Source organism: Haematospirillum sp. H4485 (genome assembly GCF_012102745.1).
Taxonomy (GTDB): Bacteria; Pseudomonadota; Alphaproteobacteria; order Rhodospirillales; family Rhodospirillaceae; genus Haematospirillum.
This window is the reverse complement of record NZ_JAAVSY010000005.1, coordinates 23,421-38,898: the sequence shown is the minus strand read 5'-3', so window position 1 is coordinate 38,898 and position 15,478 is coordinate 23,421. Positions and strand designations below refer to the sequence as shown.

The window sequence follows — 15,478 nt, the reverse complement described above, 5'->3', positions numbered from 1 at the left end:
TGATTGCAGTGAGGAGAAAGTCGTGGCCGGTTTCCATGCTATAGAACCTTTTATCCGTGCCCGGGGCGGGTCTTCGTTCGGGGATGCGCCACGCCGCAGGGCGCGGGACAGCGAGGTACCGCGTACAGTGCCCGTGGTTTCGCGGCCCGAACCGGATTTTGCTGCCCCTGATCCAGAGGAGACTTCTCGCCGGGAGATGATTGCATTGCGGCAGCAGGATGATGTACTGCGCCAGCAGCGCAAGTTGGACCGCGAGATGGCAACGCGTCGGGCCCGTGCTGCCCTGTCGCCCGGCGGGATGGAGTCTACATCGTTCCAGGCCCTGACCGACAGCCTGTCCGAGGATGCCAATCGTGCCATTGAACGCTCTGACAGGCAGGCTGCTGTCCAGTCCCGCATTGTACGGGAAGTCGCGCAAAAGCAGCGGGAGATGGATGCCCTGCTCAAGAGATCTCACGCCAGTAATGTGTTTGATGACACTGTGATTGCCCGCGACTGAATTCTTCATCCGGGTGGTATTCTGTGGGGGCAGATATCCGTGAAAGCACAAAGATATGAAAGACGGTTTCATCGTTACACGGGGGACGGCATAACCGGGACCTATCCGTTTCATTTCCGGATTTTTACGCCGGATGACCTGCAGGTGTGGCTCGATGGTGCGGTGTGCCGCGAGGGGTATTACGTCACCGGCCTGGGGCGGGAAAACGGGGGCAGCATTTCCTTTGTCGTGCCGCCGGCCCAGGGTAGTGTGATCGTTCTGAAGCGTCATTTGCTGATTGCCCGCAAGGCCGAGATCATGGCCCGTGGCCAGGTATCAGGCTAGGCGCTGCGTATGGAGCTGGACCACCATCTGGTGTTGATGCAGCAGCTTGAAGAACAGATAGACCGGTCGGTTGTGCTGCCGGTTGATGTGGAGGCTCCGGTGCGTCCGGTTCTGCCTGTCCCGCAGCCGGGGCAGATCATCGGGTGGTCGGAGGACGGGCGGCGCCTGGTCAATGGACCGGACAGTTTTGTTCGTCTGGTGCGGGCCGTGGAGGAGCTGCGGGCTGGTTCGCCGCCGGACACGGTCCTGCCAAAAGTGGCATCTGTGGCCACCGGCAGTACGGGGGCGTTGACACCCGGTGGTGCGGCAAAGGACGAGGACAGCTGGAAGACAGCGGATCTGGTCGGGGGGCAGGCGTCTTGGCTGTCTGATGAATCGGTCTGGGCACAGCGGGTGTTGCAGCGGGTGCACGACCGCCTGTATGGCAGTGTGGCATCGGCTTCGGTCCAGGGCAGCCAGCTGTCGGCATCGGAGCGGTTCGGGCCTCTGGTGCCGTCGGTGTATATGCGGGCGGTGCCCGACCGGGTGCCCTATCTGCTGAAGGTGCAGCAGGACTATTCGGCAACCCGGGTTGACCGGACTGGCCGTGTTGTTGCTGCCACGGCTGATACCGTGCGTGATGATTTCAGTCCTGACGGGCAGACCTATCTGGGCTGGCATGTCGAGGGGCCGGCCAAAAACCTGTTGGGTACGGACACGGCAAACCTTTTGTCGCAGTCCACGGCAACCCGCATCAAGATCTTTGACGGCACGGCACCGGCTACGGCCCGGGTTCTGGAGGCATCGGCGGCGGATGGGATACTGCTGACAAGCCGCCTGGAAGCCAGTGCGCCGTGTGTGTTCAGCCTGTGGATCGAGCGGGTGAAGGGAACGGGGAGAGTTTGCTGACGATTGGCGGGGTGCGGATGGTTTCGGTGGCCTGTTGCTGGGATCCGGCCTTTGGTGCCGGGTCTGATGGCCGGCGGGACGGCAGTGTGGTGGCGGCCCTGTTCTGCGACGGGGACGGAACGTACTGGCTGCACCGGATCTGCTGGCTGCCGGCAGCACCGGCGGGGAGCCGGGATGATGTGGCAACCTGGCAGTGCCGTCATGTGGCAGCGTTTGTGCGTGACCTGCACCTGCCGGCCATCCGGGTGGAGATCAACGGGCTGGGGCGGTTCCTGCCGTCCCTGCTGCGCAAGGTTCTGGCCGACGACAATCTGCCGGTGGCGGTTCTGGAATACACCAGCCACCGTTCAAAGGCAGAACGTATTCTGGAGGCGCTGGACGCACCGCTGGCCGCCGGTCGTCTGAAAGCGCATCGCAGCGTGTTGCAGACCCCCTTCCTCACCGAGCTGCGGGACTGGCGGCCCGATGGGCGTGGTCACGACGATGGCCTGGATGCCGTGGCCGCATGTCTGCTGGCTGAGCCGGTCCGGTTGCGTCGCCATGGTGTGTCTGGCCCTGCCGGTCCGTCTCCGGTCTGGCAGCGCGGGGGGGCTGCCTGGACGGCCTGCACCGATTTTTCTGTCTGAAGAGTATGGGCGCACAGGGTTCCGTGCGTTCTGACCAATCTATTTTCCCGAGGAGAAAGAAGCATGTCCATACCCTGGACGGTGGATCTGATGTGGTGGGTAACAGCTGTGGAGCTGCTGGCGCTGGGTGGGCTGCTCTGGTTGTTGTGGCGGACACGCCAAGACACGGACACGCGAACAGGAGCCGTGCGGGAGGCCTTGGCTGACTACAAGCTGGAGGTTGCCCGCACCCATGTCTCGATGGCCACCCTGAAGGATGTGGAAAACCGCCTGCGGGCGCATCTGGAGCGTATCGAGCTGAAGCTGGATGCGGTTCAGGTCCGGTCCTTGGGGCGGGGGGCGGCACCGTGGAGCGGGTAACGCTGTCACCAGCTTCCGGTAAGCCGGTCGATATTCTGGCCCGTACCCTGTGGGGGGAAGCCAGGGGGGAAAGTGTGCGAGGAAAGGAAGCGGTGGCGGCGGTGGTGGTGAACCGGGTCCGCCATGCCCGGGCCGGGCGGGCGGTGTGGTGGGGGCGGACCATCCCGGATGTTTGTCTGAAGCCGGACCAGTTTTCCTGTTGGTCCAGCCTGTCCGGGGGATGTCCGGATGCCATGGTCGCTGTGCCCGGCGATCCGTGCCTAGCTGTCTGTGTGCGCATTGCACGGCGGGCGGTGGCTGGCGTTCTGGAGGATCCGACCGGTGGTGCCACCTGTTATCACGCCCGTTCGGTGCATCCGCGCTGGGCGTGGTCCCGCGTTCCGTCGGCGGAAATTGGCGGACATATTTTTTATACAATCGTGGAGTAAGGGTTTTGGACTGGATCATGGAAAATCTTGGTAGCCTGTGGCACCTGGTCAGCTCGGTGGTGACGGTGGCCTCGGCCGTGGCAGCGCTGACGCCGGGTCTGGATGATGACCGCCGGGTTGGTGCCCTGCGGCGCCTAGTGGATCTTCTGGCGCTGAATGTTGGCCCGGCCCGGTCTGACCGTCACCACGGTCCGGGTTGAAGTCTTTTGCCCCCGCTTCCTGTTGTCCGGGAAGCGGGGGGTTCTTTTTGCGTTTCAGGGGGCGGATTGCGCCGGTTCCCTGTCTTCCAGCAGGGCCCGGATGGTGGTGATGTCCCGTTCCGGCCGGATCCGGTCGAACAGGGGTTTGGCCTGGTGCCAGTCGTGGCCGGCGTGACGGGCGATAAAGGTCAGCCATTGCTTCAGGCGCCCGCCACGGATAGCTGGTGTGCAGCCATCCTGTGATGCCAGCAGGCTGTCATAGTGCAGCAGCAGGGCGCAGACCCGTTCCCACGGCCACGGCGGGGCCCCGGTTTTCAGGCGCAGGGCCAGATCCGGACGGGCAATGGCCCCGCGCCCCAGCATGGCGGCCTCGCACCCTGAAACCCGGGCGCACTCCCGCCAGTCTTGTGGGGTCCAGATTTCACCGTTGGCAATGACCGGAATATCAAGAGCCCGGCGGATACCGTCCAGAAGGGGCCAGCGAGCCGGCGGGCGATAGCCGTCAGCCCCGGTCCGGGCGTGCACGACCAGCTCGTTGGCACCGCCGTCGCGGGCGGCCAGGGCGATCTCCAGGTGCTGGCCGGTGTCCTCGTAACCCAGGCGGACCTTGGCCGTGACCGGGATGTGGTCCGGAACGGCTTTTCGGGTGGCGGCGACAATGGCGGCGATGCGGTCGGGCGTACGCAGCAGGCTGGCCCCGGCGGCGCGGCGGTTGACGGTTTTCGACGGGCAGCCAAAGTTCAGGTCAATGCCCGGCGCCCCAAGGCTGGCCACAAAGGCGGCATTGTCGGCTGTTACGGCCGGTTCCGGTCCCATGATCTGGACATAGACCGGGGTGCCGGAGTCGGTTCTGCCCCCGGTCAGGAGCTCCGGGCACAGGTGGTACCAGACATGAGGTGGCAACAAGCCGCAGGAGACCCGGACAAATTCGCACACGGCCCGCTCAAAGGCCCCGGTTGCGGTCAGAAGGCGGCGTGCCGGCGGATCGGTCAGCCCTTCCATGGGGGCAAGAATCAGGCGCATGCAAGGGAACCATATCCGGGAAGCGGGAAGGCTGCTCTGTAGCGAAACCGGTGGCCCGGGTCAATGGTCCGGTTCCGCCACAAGGCATGTATGCATCCGGTTGAGCTTGACGTGGCGTTGTCCTTGGGCGACAACAAACGTTCTGGCATGGCCTGCTGTTTGCTTCAGGACAGGGGGACAGCCAGATCCTGATGACGATACCGGGGGCGCTGGTTGGCGCGTATGTGCCTGTGGCGTGGTATATCCGGGGACTATGGGGTTTTCATGAGTCGTCCTGTTGTTGTGTGTTGTGCCATTACCGGGTCACGCCCGCGCAAGGCGGATAACCCGGCGGTGCCGGTTGCCCCGGCCGAGCAGGTGGAAAGTGCGCAGGACGCGTTTGAGTCCGGCGCCACGCTGCTGCACCTGCATGTGCGCGATGACAACGAGAACCCGAGTTTTGATCCCGACCGTTTCGCCACGGTGATGGAGGGTGTGGCCCGTTATTGTCCGGGGATGGTGGTGGAACTGTCGACCGGCGGCGTGGATGGCGATCCATCCCAGCGGCTGGCGATGCTGCCCTTGCGCCCGGAAATGGTGGCGCTGGCCCCGGGGTCTTTCAACATGCCCGGCGGCGTCTATCTCAACCCGCCCGGTGTGGTGCACGAGCTGGGGCAGGCCGTGGTGCGTATGGGGATCAAGCCGACCCTGGAGCTGTTTGACCTGTCGATGCTTTACGCCACGGCGGCCTTGATCGGGCAGGGGCTTTTGCCTGAACGTCCGCACTTTCACCTTGTTCTGGGGGGGCAGGCTGCCCTGCCGGCCAGGCGTCAGGTGCTGGATTTCATGGTGGCGGAAATCCGGGACCTGTTCCCGGACGCCTCGTGGATGGCATCCGGGCTTGGGTCGCATCAGGATCTGGTGATGGACTGGGCCTTGTCCCTAGGCGGGCACATCCGTACCGGTCTGGAAGACAATATCCGCCTGACCCGCCATATCCTGGCTGAAAGCAATGGCCAGTTGGTGCGGCGGGCGGTGGCACGCTGTATGGATTATGGTTGCCGCCCGGCCAGCGTGGCGGAAACCCGCCAGATGCTGGGATTGCCGGAATATGCGTGAAACCGGGACGAAGGCTCAGCCGTTCTGGTCCGGTCGCCGTATTTCCAGGATCCGGAAGGTGTGGGTCCGGGTGCCATCGGGTGCCGGTGCTCCCTCCCGGCAGCTGGTTTCGTGCCAGAGTGCCGGGTCCAGCGCGGGAAAGAAGGTATCGCCCTGTGGGTCCATATGGACATCGGTCCTGTAGACCCGGTCGGCACGATCCAGGGTCCGCGCATAGAGTTCTGCCCCCCCGATAATCATGATTTCCCCGCTTTCCTGTCCCAGTGGATCGCGGGCGGCAAGGTCGATGGCTTGATCCAGAGAGCCTGCGGTCAGAATGCCGTTGGCTGTCCAGGACGGATTGCGGGTCAGGACGATGTTGGTCCGTCCGGGCAGGGGGCGGCCCAGGGACAGGAAGGTTTTGCGCCCCATCAGAACCGGTTTTCCCATGGTCATGCGGCGGAAATACTGCAGGTCATCGGACAGTTTCCACGGCAGGGTGTTGTTGTGGCCGATCACCCCGTTACGGGCGACGGCAACAATCAGCGAGACCAGGGGGCGTGCTGTGGCCGGTGTACTGGTTTTTGTCATACTGCAACCGGAGCCTTGATGTGGGGATGGGCGTTGTAACCTTCCAGGGTGAAATCTTCGTACCGGAACTTGAACAGGTTGGTCACGGCCGGGTTGAGAGTCATCCGTGGCAGGGCCATCGGCTTGCGGGTCAGCTGTTCGCGGGCCTGATCCAGATGGTTGAGGTACAGGTGCGCATCCCCCAGGGTGTGGATAAACTCCCCGGGCTGGAGGCCGGTGACCTGCGCCATCATCAGGGTCAGCAGGGCATAGGAGGCGATATTGAACGGCACCCCGAGAAAAATGTCGGCAGAGCGCTGGTACAGCTGGCAGGACAGGCGGCCTTCCGCCACGTGGAACTGGAACAGGCAGTGGCACGGGGGAAGGGCCATGGAGTCCACCTGCGCCGGATTCCAGGCCGACACGATGTGGCGCCGCGAATCCGGGTTGGTGCGCAGGCTGTCCACCACGGTGCGGATCTGGTCCAGGGTCCGGTCCGGGCTGTCGGGCGTCGGGGCCGGCCACGACCGCCACTGCGCCCCATAGACCGGGCCGAGGTTGCCGTTTTCATCAGCCCATTCATCCCAGATGGAAACGCCGTGTTCCTTCAGCCAGGCGATGTTGGTATCCCCGCGCAGGAACCACAGCAGCTCGTAGGCAATGGACTTCAGGTGCAGTTTCTTGGTGGTGAGAAGGGGGAATCCGTCTTCCAGGTCAAAGCGCATCTGGTGCCCGAACAGGGACAGGGTGCCTGTTCCGGTGCGGTCGGCCTTGCGGTGGCCGGTTTCCAGAACCAGCCGCATCAGGTCGTGGTACTGTTGCATGGGAATTGTGGCCTCGGTGTTGCGAAGGATGACAGGGTCTATAAAGCGTATTCTGCCTTTGTGGCGCAAGGGCAGAATCTCTGTGCGGTTTCGCTTGCATGCACAGGGCAAGACCCTATAGTCTTGCACTTGCCGGGCTTGCCCGGCTATGGCGCTAAACCCTTTGCGGAATAGGCGTAGCGGACCCGGGGGCGGTACCCGGCGTCTCCACCATCACTCCTCCCTGCCGGGCAGGGTGGATCTGTGGGGACGAAACAGGATCGACGCGCGTAGTAAAGGCCTAGGCTGTGCCCGGTATAGTATCCGCCGTTATCGGGCTGAACTCTACAAGTGCCAACGACAACGTTGAACTTGCCGCTGCCGCTTAATTGCCGGTAAGCGCGGTCCGGGGGGCACCGGGCAACAGAAGCCCCCCACTTTGGTTACCTGACGGGGCCGGATCTGCAGTGCCGGGAGTTGACAGTTTGAGCGAGATCCACATTTCCTACGAAGACCTGGTTGAGCAGGCATTGCGCACGGTGTTGCGCGATGTGCTGAGGGGCGCGCGCGACCAGGGCTTGCCCGGCGGGCATCATTTTTACATTACGTTCCAGACTGATGCCGACGGGGTTGTGATGTCTTCCCGTTTGCGGGCGCGCTATCCGGAAGAAATGACCATTGTCCTGCAGCACCAGTTCTGGAACCTGACGGTTGATGACGTGATGTTTTCCGTTGACCTGTCGTTTTCCGGACAAACGGAGCATTTGCGGGTGCCGTTTGCGGCTGTGACCGCCTTTGCCGATCCGTATGCCCGTTTTGGCCTGCAGTTTCGTGGCGGGCTTGATGTGGATGTGGACATGGAGGATGACGGGAGCGAGGACGACGGGTACGACGATCCGGAATACGGCGATGGCGAGCCTGTTGCCCGGAATACGGATGATGCCCCGGGCGATGACTCCACCGGCCCTTCGGATGGCAGCAATGTTGTGGCTCTGGACGCCTTTCGCCGCAAATAGGCGTGGTTCCTGCATTTTATGACTGTGTACGGGCACCTCTGGCAGGTGCCCGTTTTCTGTGTGGCCATGCCGGGGGGATGGTCCTGTTGTATCAGGGAGGCCGGGTCCGGGCGGGCTGGCAGGTCCAGGGGGGTGCCTGATCCGGTTTTCGCCGGGTCCTTGTCTGGACGGGCCGGACGTTTCGATCTATACCCGGCCAACGGGAGAGTTCTGCCCGCGCCCTGCCGCAACCAGCCGGGCCGGGCCGCTTGTTATGCAGGGAAACCACCATGATTGATGCCGCTTTTGCCGAAATCTTCCCCTTGGGAGAGGATACAACCCCTTGGCGTCGTCTGGACGGCGATTATGTCCGGACCGAGTCCTTTGCCGGGCAGGAGATGGTGGTGGTTGACCCACAGGCATTGGTTCAGCTTTCGGCCGAGGCAATCCGCGATATTTCCCACCTGTTGCGCCCCGGGCACCTGGCCCAGCTGCGGGCGATTGTTGACGACAGCGAGGCATCGGCCAACGACCGCTTTGTCGCGCTGGAGTTGCTGAAGAATGCCAATATTGCCGCCGGCGGGATTCTGCCGATGTGCCAGGACACCGGCACGGCGATTGTCATGGGCAAGAAGGGGCAGCGGATCTGGACCGGGGTTGATGATGCCCTGTATCTGTCGCAGGGCATTGCCGATGCCTATACCCGCCTGAATTTGCGGTATTCACAGCTGACGCCGCTGTCGATGTTCGAGGAGTCGAACACCGGCAACAACCTGCCGGCCCAGATTGACCTGTATGCAACCGAAGGGGCGGCCTACAAATTCATGGTTATGGCCAAAGGGGGCGGATCGGCGAACAAGACATTCCTGTTCCAGGAAACCAAGGCGCTGCTCAACCCGGACAGCCTGCGCAAGTTTGTGTCGGAGTCCGTGATCAAGCTGGGGACCTCGGCCTGTCCGCCCTATCACCTCGCACTGGTCATAGGTGGCACATCGGCGGAGATGACCCTGAAAACGGTCAAGCTGGCATCAGCCCGGTATCTGGATGGTTTGCCGACATCGGGCGGCAAGTTCGGCCAGGCATTCCGCGATATCGAGATGGAGCAGCAGGTGCTGGAGATTACTCGCACGCTGGGGATCGGGGCCCAGTTCGGCGGCAAGTACTTCTGCCATGACGTGCGGGTGATCCGCTTGCCGCGCCACGGTGCCAGCTGCCCGGTCGGGCTGGGTGTATCGTGTTCGGCCGACCGGCAGATGCTGGGCAAGATCACCCGTGACGGTGTGTTTCTGGAAGCGCTGGAGACCGACCCGGCCCGTTATATGCCCGACGTGCGCGAGGACAAGCTGTCTGGCGAAGTGGTGCAGATCAACCTGAACCAGCCGATGGAGCAGATCCGCGCCACCCTGTCGCGCTACCCGATCAAGACCCGCGTCAGCCTGACCGGAACCATGGTGGTGGCGCGTGATATTGCCCATGCCAAGCTGAAGGAACGCCTGGATGCCGGCAAGGGGTTGCCGGACTACATCAAGAACCATCCGGTGTACTATGCCGGTCCTTCCAAGACGCCGGACGGGTATGCCTCCGGGTCGTTCGGTCCGACAACAGCCGGGCGCATGGATGCGTATGTGGACCTGTTCCAGTCCCATGGCGGCTCCATGGTCATGCTGGCCAAGGGCAACCGCAGCGCGGCGGTCAAGGAAGCCTGCAAGAAGCATGGCGGCTTTTATCTGGGATCCATCGGCGGTGCGGCGGCCCAGCTGGCGGTGCAGTCCATCCGCAAGGTGGAGGTTCTGGAGTATCCCGAGCTGGGCATGGAAGCCGTGTGGAAGATCGAGGTGGAAAACTTCCCGGCCTTTATCATTGTTGATGACAAGGGCAATGACTTTTTCCGCCAGCTTTGAGGGAGGTTCCGGCGTCATGTCGGGTGCAGGCAGGCTTTTCCGCAAGGTGGCGCTGGCATGATGGTTTCGTCTGCCGGGGCCATGGCGACGGCGCGGGGGTGGATGTTCGATGGCCCGGATGGTCCTTCTGGTGTGCCGCTGTCGGTTCCGCTCCTGATTCTGGCGCACGGTGCCGGTGCTCCCATGGACAGCCCCTTCATGAAGGCCATGGCCCGGTTGGTGTCGGAAGCAGGGGTGGCCGTGCTGCGGTTCGAGTTTCCCTATATGGCGGCACGCCGTGCGGGGCATGGGGGGCGGCGGCCTCCGGACCGGGAGCCAGCTCTGTTGCAGGCATGGACAGAGACTGTGATGCAGGCGCGGGCCTTGTTTCGTCCACCCTGTCTGGCAATCGGGGGTAAATCGATGGGTGGGCGCATGGCGGTTATGATCGCAGCCGAGGTCGGAGCTGATGGTGTGGTGGCCCTGGGCTATCCCTTTCATCCGGCCCGGAAGCCGGGACGGGTGGAAAAGCGATGTGCGCCGCTGGAAAACCTTTCAGTCCCGGGGTTGATTGTTCAAGGCACACGGGATCCTCTGGGGGGCAGGGCGTTGGTTGATACGTTGCGGTTGCCATCAAGCCTGGACATTCTCTGGATGTGTGACGGTGATCATGACCTTTGCCCCAGGGTATCGTCTGGTTACCGGGCAGAAGAACACCTGTGTCGGGCTGCCGGGGCTGTGGCAGATTTTGTTGCCGGGCTGCCGGGTAATGGTATCTATTTACCGTAGAACAGGATGTTCACATGTTTACGTATCTGTTGCCCCTGTGGAAAATGAATGTATAAATAGGATACTGGCGGGGCCGGTATGGTCCAGCCCCGAAGAGGGAGGCAGTCATGACCGGGCCCCAGAGTATTCCGGCCAATGCGCCCGCTGTTCCGCCCGAGCGGAATGGTGGTGGCAGTACGGTTATCAAGCGCAGTGTCCGTATTGCCGGACATCCTACATCGGTATCGCTGGAAGATGTGTTCTGGGACGCACTGCGTTCTATTGCTGCAGCCCGCGGCCTGAGTATCAATGCCATGGTTTCGGAAATTGATTCTGCCCGCAGTCATAACGCGGGCGGCAATTTGTCCAGTGCGGTCAGGGTGTATATCCTTGAATGGTTCCGGCGCCGGGCTGTTGTATCCCCTCCCGCGCCGGATACATCTGCATCCTGATGGTCTTGCCTTGTGGGCCGGGGTGCGTGTTTTTCTTGCCTGTGGCCCGCCGGGGCGGCACTGTTCCCTGATCTGTGTGACCCTGTTGGTGTGTAATGGCCCGTATTGATTTTTATCACCTGCAACGATCCCGTCTGGAAGAGGTTCTGCCGCGCCTGCTGACCCGTGTCCTGCAGACCGGAGAAAGGGCTTTGGTGGTGGCAGGTTCAGAGGAGCGGGTGGAAGATCTGGTGCAGGCTTTGTGGAATGACCGCGACGGATGGCTGCCGCATGGATCCCGCCGGGACGGATACGCCGAAGAGCAGCCGGTGTGGCTGACCGAGGATCCGCAGGACAATGCCAACGGGGCCGGTTACCTGTTTTTGTGTGATGGCAGTGACAGTACCCTGGTCGAGGGCATGGAGCGGGTGTTTGACCTGTTCAACGGGCTGGACGAGGCTTCGGTTGCCCAGGCACGGGAACGCTGGCGCCAGCGACGGGAAGAGGGGCACGCGCTGCGGTACTGGCAGCAATCCGCCGACGGGCGCTGGGTGGAAAAGGCCAGCGCCAACGCCGGGGCGTGAACAACCACTGAAAGGGTATGGTGCCTTGGTGCGCTAGGCCTGCTCGCGAGCGCTGGCTTCCTCCAGTTCCTCCACGGCCTTCAGCCACCGGTCCTCAGCCATTTGAAGGTCGCGGCCAACAGCCCCCAGTTCCATGCGCAGGGCGGCCACCGTGTCATCCGGTCCGCTGTACAGGGCCGGGTCGGCCAGCTTTGCTTCCAGATCATCCCGGCGGGCATTCAGGCGCGTGACCTGCTGCTCGCACCGTTCCACACGCTGGCGCAAGGGGGCCAGGCGGGCGCGGATCTGCGCGGCCAGGCGCCGGTCCTCGCGGCGGTTGGTTGCTGTGCCTGTCCGGGCTGTGCCCGCATCGTCATTCCCGGCCTTGCCGGTGGTGGACCGACGGTCATCCCGGGCACGGTCCAGCAGCCATTGCCGGTAATCCGCCATGTCGCCGTCAAAGGGTTGTACCTGGCCATCGGCCACCAGCCACAGGCGGTCGGCGCAGGCCTCGACCAAGTGGGTGTCGTGGGCGATCAGCACCACGGCCCCGCCAAAGGCGTTAAGGGCCGACATCAGGGAATCACGGGTATCAATGTCCAGGTGGTTGGTGGGTTCATCCAGCACGATCAGGTGCGGTTGTTCCCGGCACATCAGCGCGATCAGCAGGCGGGCCTTTTCGCCGCCGGACAATTTGGCCACCCGTGTTGTGGCATGGTCAACGCCAAACCCGAACCGGCCAAGGAAGGCGCGGACCCGGCTTTCCGGCGGGGCAGAGCCGCCTTTTGGGGTCATGGCGCGGCTCATGTGGCCAAGCGGGGTATCCTCGGGATTCAGTTCATCGGTCTGGTGCTGGGCGAAATAGCCGATGCGCAGTTTTGAAGACCGCTGCACGGTGCCTGACATAGGGTCCAGTCGTCCGGTCAGCAGTTTTGCCAGGGTGGATTTTCCGTTCCCGTTGGCCCCGAGCAGCGCAATACGATCGTCCATGTCCAGGCGCAGGGAGATGTCGCGCAGAACGGTCTTTCCGCCATAGCCGACGCTGGCGTCATTGATGGCGATCATGGGTGGGGGCAGGGGTTCCGGGTCGGGGAAGTCCAGCACAATGGTGCGTTCTTCGACCACACTGACCGGCAGATCCATTTTCTCCAGCATTTTCATGCGGCTCTGGGCCTGGCGGGCCTTGCTGGCCTTGGCGCGGAAGCGGGCGATGAACCCTTCCATCTTCTTGCGCTGTTCCAGAAGTTTGGCGTTTCCCTTGACCTGCAGGTCCAGTTTCTCGCGCCGTGTCTTCTCGAACGTGTCGTAATTGCCGCCGTAGCTGGTCAGGGTCCGGTTTTCCAGGTGCAGGATCCGGTTTGGCACCTGGTTCAGCAGGTCGCGGTCATGCGAGATAACCACCAGGGTGCCGGGCCACTGGGCCAGATAGCCCTGCAACCAAAGCGTGGCTTCCAGATCCAGGTGGTTGGTCGGCTCGTCCAGCAGCAGCAGGTCGGGGCGGGAGAACAGGACGGCAGCCAGGGCCACGCGCATGCGCCAGCCGCCGGAATAGTCCTGCACCGGGCGTTCATGGTCGGTGGCGGGAAAGCCAAGCCCGGACAAAATGCGTGCAGCCCGCGCCGGGGCGCTGTGGGCATCGATGGCATTCAGGCGTTCGTGGATATCGGCCAGCTCCCCGGGCGGGGGATCCTGTTCCAGGCGTTGCAGCAGGGCCGAGCGTTCGGTGTCGGCAGCCAGCACGGTATCGATCAGCGATCCGGTGCTTTCCGAGGCTTCCTGGCGCAGATAGCCGATCCTGGCCCGGGAGCGGGTGCGGATTTCACCCCCGTCGGGGGCAAGGTCGCCGGTGATCAGCTTGATCAGGGTGGATTTGCCGGTGCCGTTGCGGCCAACCAAGCCAACCCGGGCCCCGGCAGGGATGTGGGCCGAGGCGCCGTCCAGAAGGACGCGGCCGCCAAGGCGAAACAGGACGGAATTCAGGTGCAGCATGGGCGTTCGTCTAGCATACATCCGGAGTGGATGCAAAATGGTCGTTGTGTGCCGGTGCAAAACAGTTGGTTGTCAGGGCAGTGCTTTGCAGGTATAACCCCCGGCGAAAGTTTTGTGCCTGCCTTCCGGATCCCGGGGCGGGCGCTGTTCGTCTTCCTTATGCCTGTCGGGCGGGGATGTTCCCCTTTCCGAAAGGGCCCCGTGCATTTCAAGGAACATGCTGATCATGACTGTTGAACGTACCCTGTCCATTATCAAGCCCGATGCCACCCGTCGCAACCTGACCGGCAAGATCAATGCCCGGTTCGAGGATTCCGGTCTGCGTATTGTTGCCCAGAAGCGTCTGCGTCTGACCCGTGACCAGGCCGAAGGTTTTTATGCCGTGCACCGCGAGCGGTCCTTCTTCCCGGATCTGGTGTCCTTCATGATGTCCGGCCCGGTGGTGGTTCAGGTTCTGGAAGGTGAAAACGCCGTCCTGAAAAACCGCGAGATCATGGGCGCCACCAACCCGGCCAATGCTGACCCCGGCACCATTCGGGCTGATTTTGCCGAGTCGATCGAGGCCAACTCGGTCCACGGTTCCGACAGCCCGGAAAATGCCGCCGCCGAGATTGCCTTCTTCTTCTCCCAGTCGGAGATTGTCGGCTGATCCTGCGTACGGATTGATGACGCTGAAAAGGCAGGTTCCATCGGGGGGGCCTGCCTTTTTTACATGTCACCGCTGTGGATCAGGCAAGCGTGAGCGGTTGCGCCCGTGTCCCGTGTTGGATAGGGTGCAGCCTGCGCGGTGTTCCGACCGTGCTGTTGTCACTGCCCCCGTTCCGGGGTGCTTTATCCACAGAGGCCCACCATGTCCATTCTTGCCAGCCGCCTGTCTGCCATCAAACCTTCCCCGACCATTGCCGTGACCCAGAAAGCCGCCGACCTGAAGGCGGCCGGGCGTGATGTGATTGGTCTTGGTGCCGGAGAGCCGGACTTTGACACCCCGGATCATGTCAAGGCGGCAGCAAAGGCAGCCATGGACCGTGGCGAGACCAAGTACACCCCGGTTGCCGGTACACTGGTCCTGCGCAAGGCGATTGTGGAGAAGTTCCACCGCGAAAATGGGCTGACCTATACGCCGGACCAGATCACGGTGGGGTGTGGTGGCAAGCAGGTCATCTACAACGCCATCATGGCGACCGTGGATGCCGGTGACGAAGTGATTATTCCGGCCCCGTACTGGGTATCCTATCCGGATATTACCCTTCTGGCCGGTGGAACTCCGGTCTTTGTGGCCTGTGGCGAGGCCGATGGCTTCAAGCTGACACCGGCGGCACTTGAAAAGGCCATTACCCCGAAAACAAAATGGCTGATCCTCAACAGCCCCAGCAACCCGACCGGGGCGGCTTATTCCGCCGCCGACCTGCGCGCCTTGGCCGATGTTCTGCTGAAGCATCCGCACGTGTGGGTGATGACCGACGACATGTACGAGCATCTGGTTTACGACGGCTTCCGCTTTGCCACCATTGCCCAGGTTGAACCAAAGCTGATCGACCGTACGCTGACCATGAACGGTGTGTCCAAGTCCTTTGCCATGACCGGCTGGCGGGTTGGCTATGCCGGTGGGCCGCTGCCGCTGATCAAGGCGATCAACATGGTGCAGTCCCAGAGCAGCACGCATACCAGCTCCATTTCCCAGGCTGCTGCTGCTGCTGCGCTGTCGCAGCCGATGGATTTCTTCCCGGCCTGGCGCGAGGCTTTCCGTGCCCGTCGGGATCTGGTGGTCCGGATGCTGAACGCGGCAAGGGGGTTGACCTGCCTGACCCCCGAAGGGGCGTTTTATGTGTACCCGTCCTGCGCCGGGGTAATGGGCAAGAAGGCTCCGTCCGGGCGTACCATTTCCAGCGACAGTGATTTCGTCACCGAACTTCTGGAAGCCGAGGGTGTGGCCGCCGTGCAGGGCGAGGCGTTTGGCCTGTCTCCGTACTTCCGCATTTCGTATGCCACATCGGAACAGGTCCTGACCGAAGCCTGCACCCGGATCCAGCGTTTCTGCGCCAGCCTGTCCTGAA

19 protein-coding genes and 1 other RNA gene are annotated in these 15,478 nt (G+C 62.8%); 16 read left to right on the top strand and 4 right to left on the bottom strand.

Annotated elements, in window-relative coordinates:
- Positions 1-22: 22 nt before the first annotated feature.
- From HEQ61_RS05395 to HEQ61_RS05365, 7 genes are all read left to right on the top strand, one after another.
- Positions 23-499, top strand: a complete 477-nt coding sequence (locus HEQ61_RS05395) for a hypothetical protein (RefSeq protein WP_168020259.1) — start codon at positions 23-25, stop codon at positions 497-499.
- Between the two features lie 39 nt (positions 500-538).
- Positions 539-823, top strand: a complete 285-nt coding sequence (locus HEQ61_RS05390) for a hypothetical protein (RefSeq protein WP_168020258.1) — start codon at positions 539-541, stop codon at positions 821-823.
- Between the two features lie 9 nt (positions 824-832).
- Positions 833-1,711, top strand: coding sequence for a hypothetical protein (locus HEQ61_RS05385; RefSeq protein ID WP_168020257.1), 879 nt, complete (start codon positions 833-835; stop codon positions 1,709-1,711).
- A complete protein-coding gene (locus HEQ61_RS05380) occupies positions 1,705-2,337 on the top strand; it encodes a hypothetical protein (RefSeq protein ID WP_168020256.1) in 633 nt (210 codons plus the stop codon). The genes HEQ61_RS05385 and HEQ61_RS05380 overlap by 7 nt, the downstream gene beginning before the upstream one ends.
- A 63-nt stretch (positions 2,338-2,400) precedes the next feature.
- Entirely contained in the window at positions 2,401-2,697 is a 297-nt protein-coding gene (locus tag HEQ61_RS05375) for a hypothetical protein (protein ID WP_168020255.1), read from the top strand.
- Positions 2,685-3,125, top strand: a complete 441-nt coding sequence (locus tag HEQ61_RS05370; RefSeq protein WP_168020253.1) for a cell wall hydrolase — start codon at positions 2,685-2,687, stop codon at positions 3,123-3,125. Before HEQ61_RS05375 ends, HEQ61_RS05370 begins: the two co-directional genes overlap by 13 nt.
- Before the next feature lie 17 nt (positions 3,126-3,142).
- Positions 3,143-3,325: a hypothetical protein gene (locus tag HEQ61_RS05365; RefSeq protein ID WP_168020252.1), complete on the top strand. Its 183-nt coding sequence runs from the start codon at positions 3,143-3,145 to the stop codon at positions 3,323-3,325.
- Between the two features lie 54 nt (positions 3,326-3,379).
- Here the strand turns inward: HEQ61_RS05365 and HEQ61_RS05360 are convergent, their stop codons facing one another.
- Entirely contained in the window at positions 3,380-4,348 is a 969-nt protein-coding gene (locus HEQ61_RS05360) for a tRNA dihydrouridine synthase (RefSeq protein WP_168020251.1), read from the bottom strand.
- Positions 4,349-4,612: 264 nt separating this feature from the next.
- Here HEQ61_RS05360 and HEQ61_RS05355 point away from each other — a divergent pair, with 264 nt between their 5' ends.
- A complete protein-coding gene (locus HEQ61_RS05355) occupies positions 4,613-5,446 on the top strand; it encodes a 3-keto-5-aminohexanoate cleavage protein (protein ID WP_168020250.1) in 834 nt (277 codons plus the stop codon).
- Positions 5,447-5,461: 15 nt separating this feature from the next.
- Here the strand turns inward: HEQ61_RS05355 and HEQ61_RS05350 are convergent, their stop codons facing one another.
- Positions 5,462-6,016 (bottom strand): dihydrofolate reductase, encoded by a 555-nt coding sequence (locus tag HEQ61_RS05350; RefSeq protein WP_168020249.1) that lies wholly within the window; start codon positions 6,014-6,016, stop codon positions 5,462-5,464.
- A complete protein-coding gene (locus tag HEQ61_RS05345) occupies positions 6,013-6,819 on the bottom strand; it encodes a thymidylate synthase (RefSeq protein WP_168020352.1) in 807 nt (268 codons plus the stop codon). Before HEQ61_RS05345 ends, HEQ61_RS05350 begins: the two co-directional genes overlap by 4 nt.
- Before the next feature lie 90 nt (positions 6,820-6,909).
- On the opposite strand from HEQ61_RS05345, the gene ssrA reads away from it, so the two are divergent.
- The 6 genes from ssrA to HEQ61_RS05315 all read left to right on the top strand — a co-directional run bounded on the left by ssrA (position 6,910) and on the right by HEQ61_RS05315 (position 11,456).
- Positions 6,910-7,237, top strand: a transfer-messenger RNA (tmRNA) gene (ssrA, locus tag HEQ61_RS05340).
- Between the two features lie 46 nt (positions 7,238-7,283).
- Positions 7,284-7,814 carry an SspB family protein gene (locus HEQ61_RS05335; protein ID WP_168020248.1) on the top strand — a complete coding sequence of 177 codons (531 nt, stop codon included), beginning with the start codon at positions 7,284-7,286 and terminating at the stop codon, positions 7,812-7,814.
- A gap of 269 nt (positions 7,815-8,083) precedes the next feature.
- Positions 8,084-9,694 carry a fumarate hydratase gene (locus HEQ61_RS05330; RefSeq protein ID WP_168020247.1) on the top strand — a complete coding sequence of 537 codons (1,611 nt, stop codon included), beginning with the start codon at positions 8,084-8,086 and terminating at the stop codon, positions 9,692-9,694.
- A 57-nt stretch (positions 9,695-9,751) separates the two neighbouring features.
- Positions 9,752-10,462 carry an alpha/beta family hydrolase gene (locus HEQ61_RS05325; RefSeq protein WP_168020246.1) on the top strand — a complete coding sequence of 237 codons (711 nt, stop codon included), beginning with the start codon at positions 9,752-9,754 and terminating at the stop codon, positions 10,460-10,462.
- Between the two features lie 107 nt (positions 10,463-10,569).
- Complete coding sequence (locus HEQ61_RS11230; protein WP_168020245.1) at positions 10,570-10,893, top strand: ribbon-helix-helix domain-containing protein; 324 nt, start codon at positions 10,570-10,572, stop codon at positions 10,891-10,893.
- Between the two features lie 95 nt (positions 10,894-10,988).
- Positions 10,989-11,456, top strand: coding sequence for a DNA polymerase III subunit chi (locus tag HEQ61_RS05315; protein WP_168020244.1), 468 nt, complete (start codon positions 10,989-10,991; stop codon positions 11,454-11,456).
- A gap of 33 nt (positions 11,457-11,489) precedes the next feature.
- Here HEQ61_RS05315 and HEQ61_RS05310 read toward each other — a convergent pair whose 3' ends face one another.
- On the bottom strand, positions 11,490-13,424 hold the full coding sequence (locus HEQ61_RS05310; protein ID WP_168020243.1) for an ABC-F family ATP-binding cassette domain-containing protein: 1,935 nt from the start codon (positions 13,422-13,424) through the stop codon (positions 11,490-11,492).
- A gap of 226 nt (positions 13,425-13,650) precedes the next feature.
- Here HEQ61_RS05310 and ndk point away from each other — a divergent pair, with 226 nt between their 5' ends.
- Both ndk and HEQ61_RS05300 read left to right on the top strand, forming a co-directional pair.
- Positions 13,651-14,073 (top strand): nucleoside-diphosphate kinase, encoded by a 423-nt coding sequence (gene ndk, locus HEQ61_RS05305; protein ID WP_066136653.1) that lies wholly within the window; start codon positions 13,651-13,653, stop codon positions 14,071-14,073.
- A gap of 201 nt (positions 14,074-14,274) precedes the next feature.
- On the top strand, positions 14,275-15,477 hold the full coding sequence (locus HEQ61_RS05300; protein ID WP_168020241.1) for a pyridoxal phosphate-dependent aminotransferase: 1,203 nt from the start codon (positions 14,275-14,277) through the stop codon (positions 15,475-15,477).
- Position 15,478 lies beyond the last annotated feature (1 nt).

Coding starts and splice junctions, on each gene's coding strand:
- HEQ61_RS05315 (WP_168020244.1), top strand. CDS start 10,989: ATGGCCCGTATTGATTTTTATCACCTGCAACGATCCCGTCTGGAAGAG.
- HEQ61_RS05330 (WP_168020247.1), top strand. CDS start 8,084: ATGATTGATGCCGCTTTTGCCGAAATCTTCCCCTTGGGAGAGGATACA.
- HEQ61_RS05365 (WP_168020252.1), top strand. CDS start 3,143: ATGGAAAATCTTGGTAGCCTGTGGCACCTGGTCAGCTCGGTGGTGACG.
- HEQ61_RS05350 (WP_168020249.1), bottom strand. CDS start 6,016: ATGACAAAAACCAGTACACCGGCCACAGCACGCCCCCTGGTCTCGCTG.
- HEQ61_RS05300 (WP_168020241.1), top strand. CDS start 14,275: ATGTCCATTCTTGCCAGCCGCCTGTCTGCCATCAAACCTTCCCCGACC.
- HEQ61_RS05345 (WP_168020352.1), bottom strand. CDS start 6,819: ATGCAACAGTACCACGACCTGATGCGGCTGGTTCTGGAAACCGGCCAC.
- HEQ61_RS05360 (WP_168020251.1), bottom strand. CDS start 4,348: ATGCGCCTGATTCTTGCCCCCATGGAAGGGCTGACCGATCCGCCGGCA.
- HEQ61_RS05355 (WP_168020250.1), top strand. CDS start 4,613: ATGAGTCGTCCTGTTGTTGTGTGTTGTGCCATTACCGGGTCACGCCCG.
- HEQ61_RS05385 (WP_168020257.1), top strand. CDS start 833: ATGGAGCTGGACCACCATCTGGTGTTGATGCAGCAGCTTGAAGAACAG.
- HEQ61_RS05375 (WP_168020255.1), top strand. CDS start 2,401: ATGTCCATACCCTGGACGGTGGATCTGATGTGGTGGGTAACAGCTGTG.
- ndk (WP_066136653.1), top strand. CDS start 13,651: ATGACTGTTGAACGTACCCTGTCCATTATCAAGCCCGATGCCACCCGT.
- HEQ61_RS05325 (WP_168020246.1), top strand. CDS start 9,752: ATGATGGTTTCGTCTGCCGGGGCCATGGCGACGGCGCGGGGGTGGATG.
- HEQ61_RS05310 (WP_168020243.1), bottom strand. CDS start 13,424: ATGCTGCACCTGAATTCCGTCCTGTTTCGCCTTGGCGGCCGCGTCCTT.
- HEQ61_RS11230 (WP_168020245.1), top strand. CDS start 10,570: ATGACCGGGCCCCAGAGTATTCCGGCCAATGCGCCCGCTGTTCCGCCC.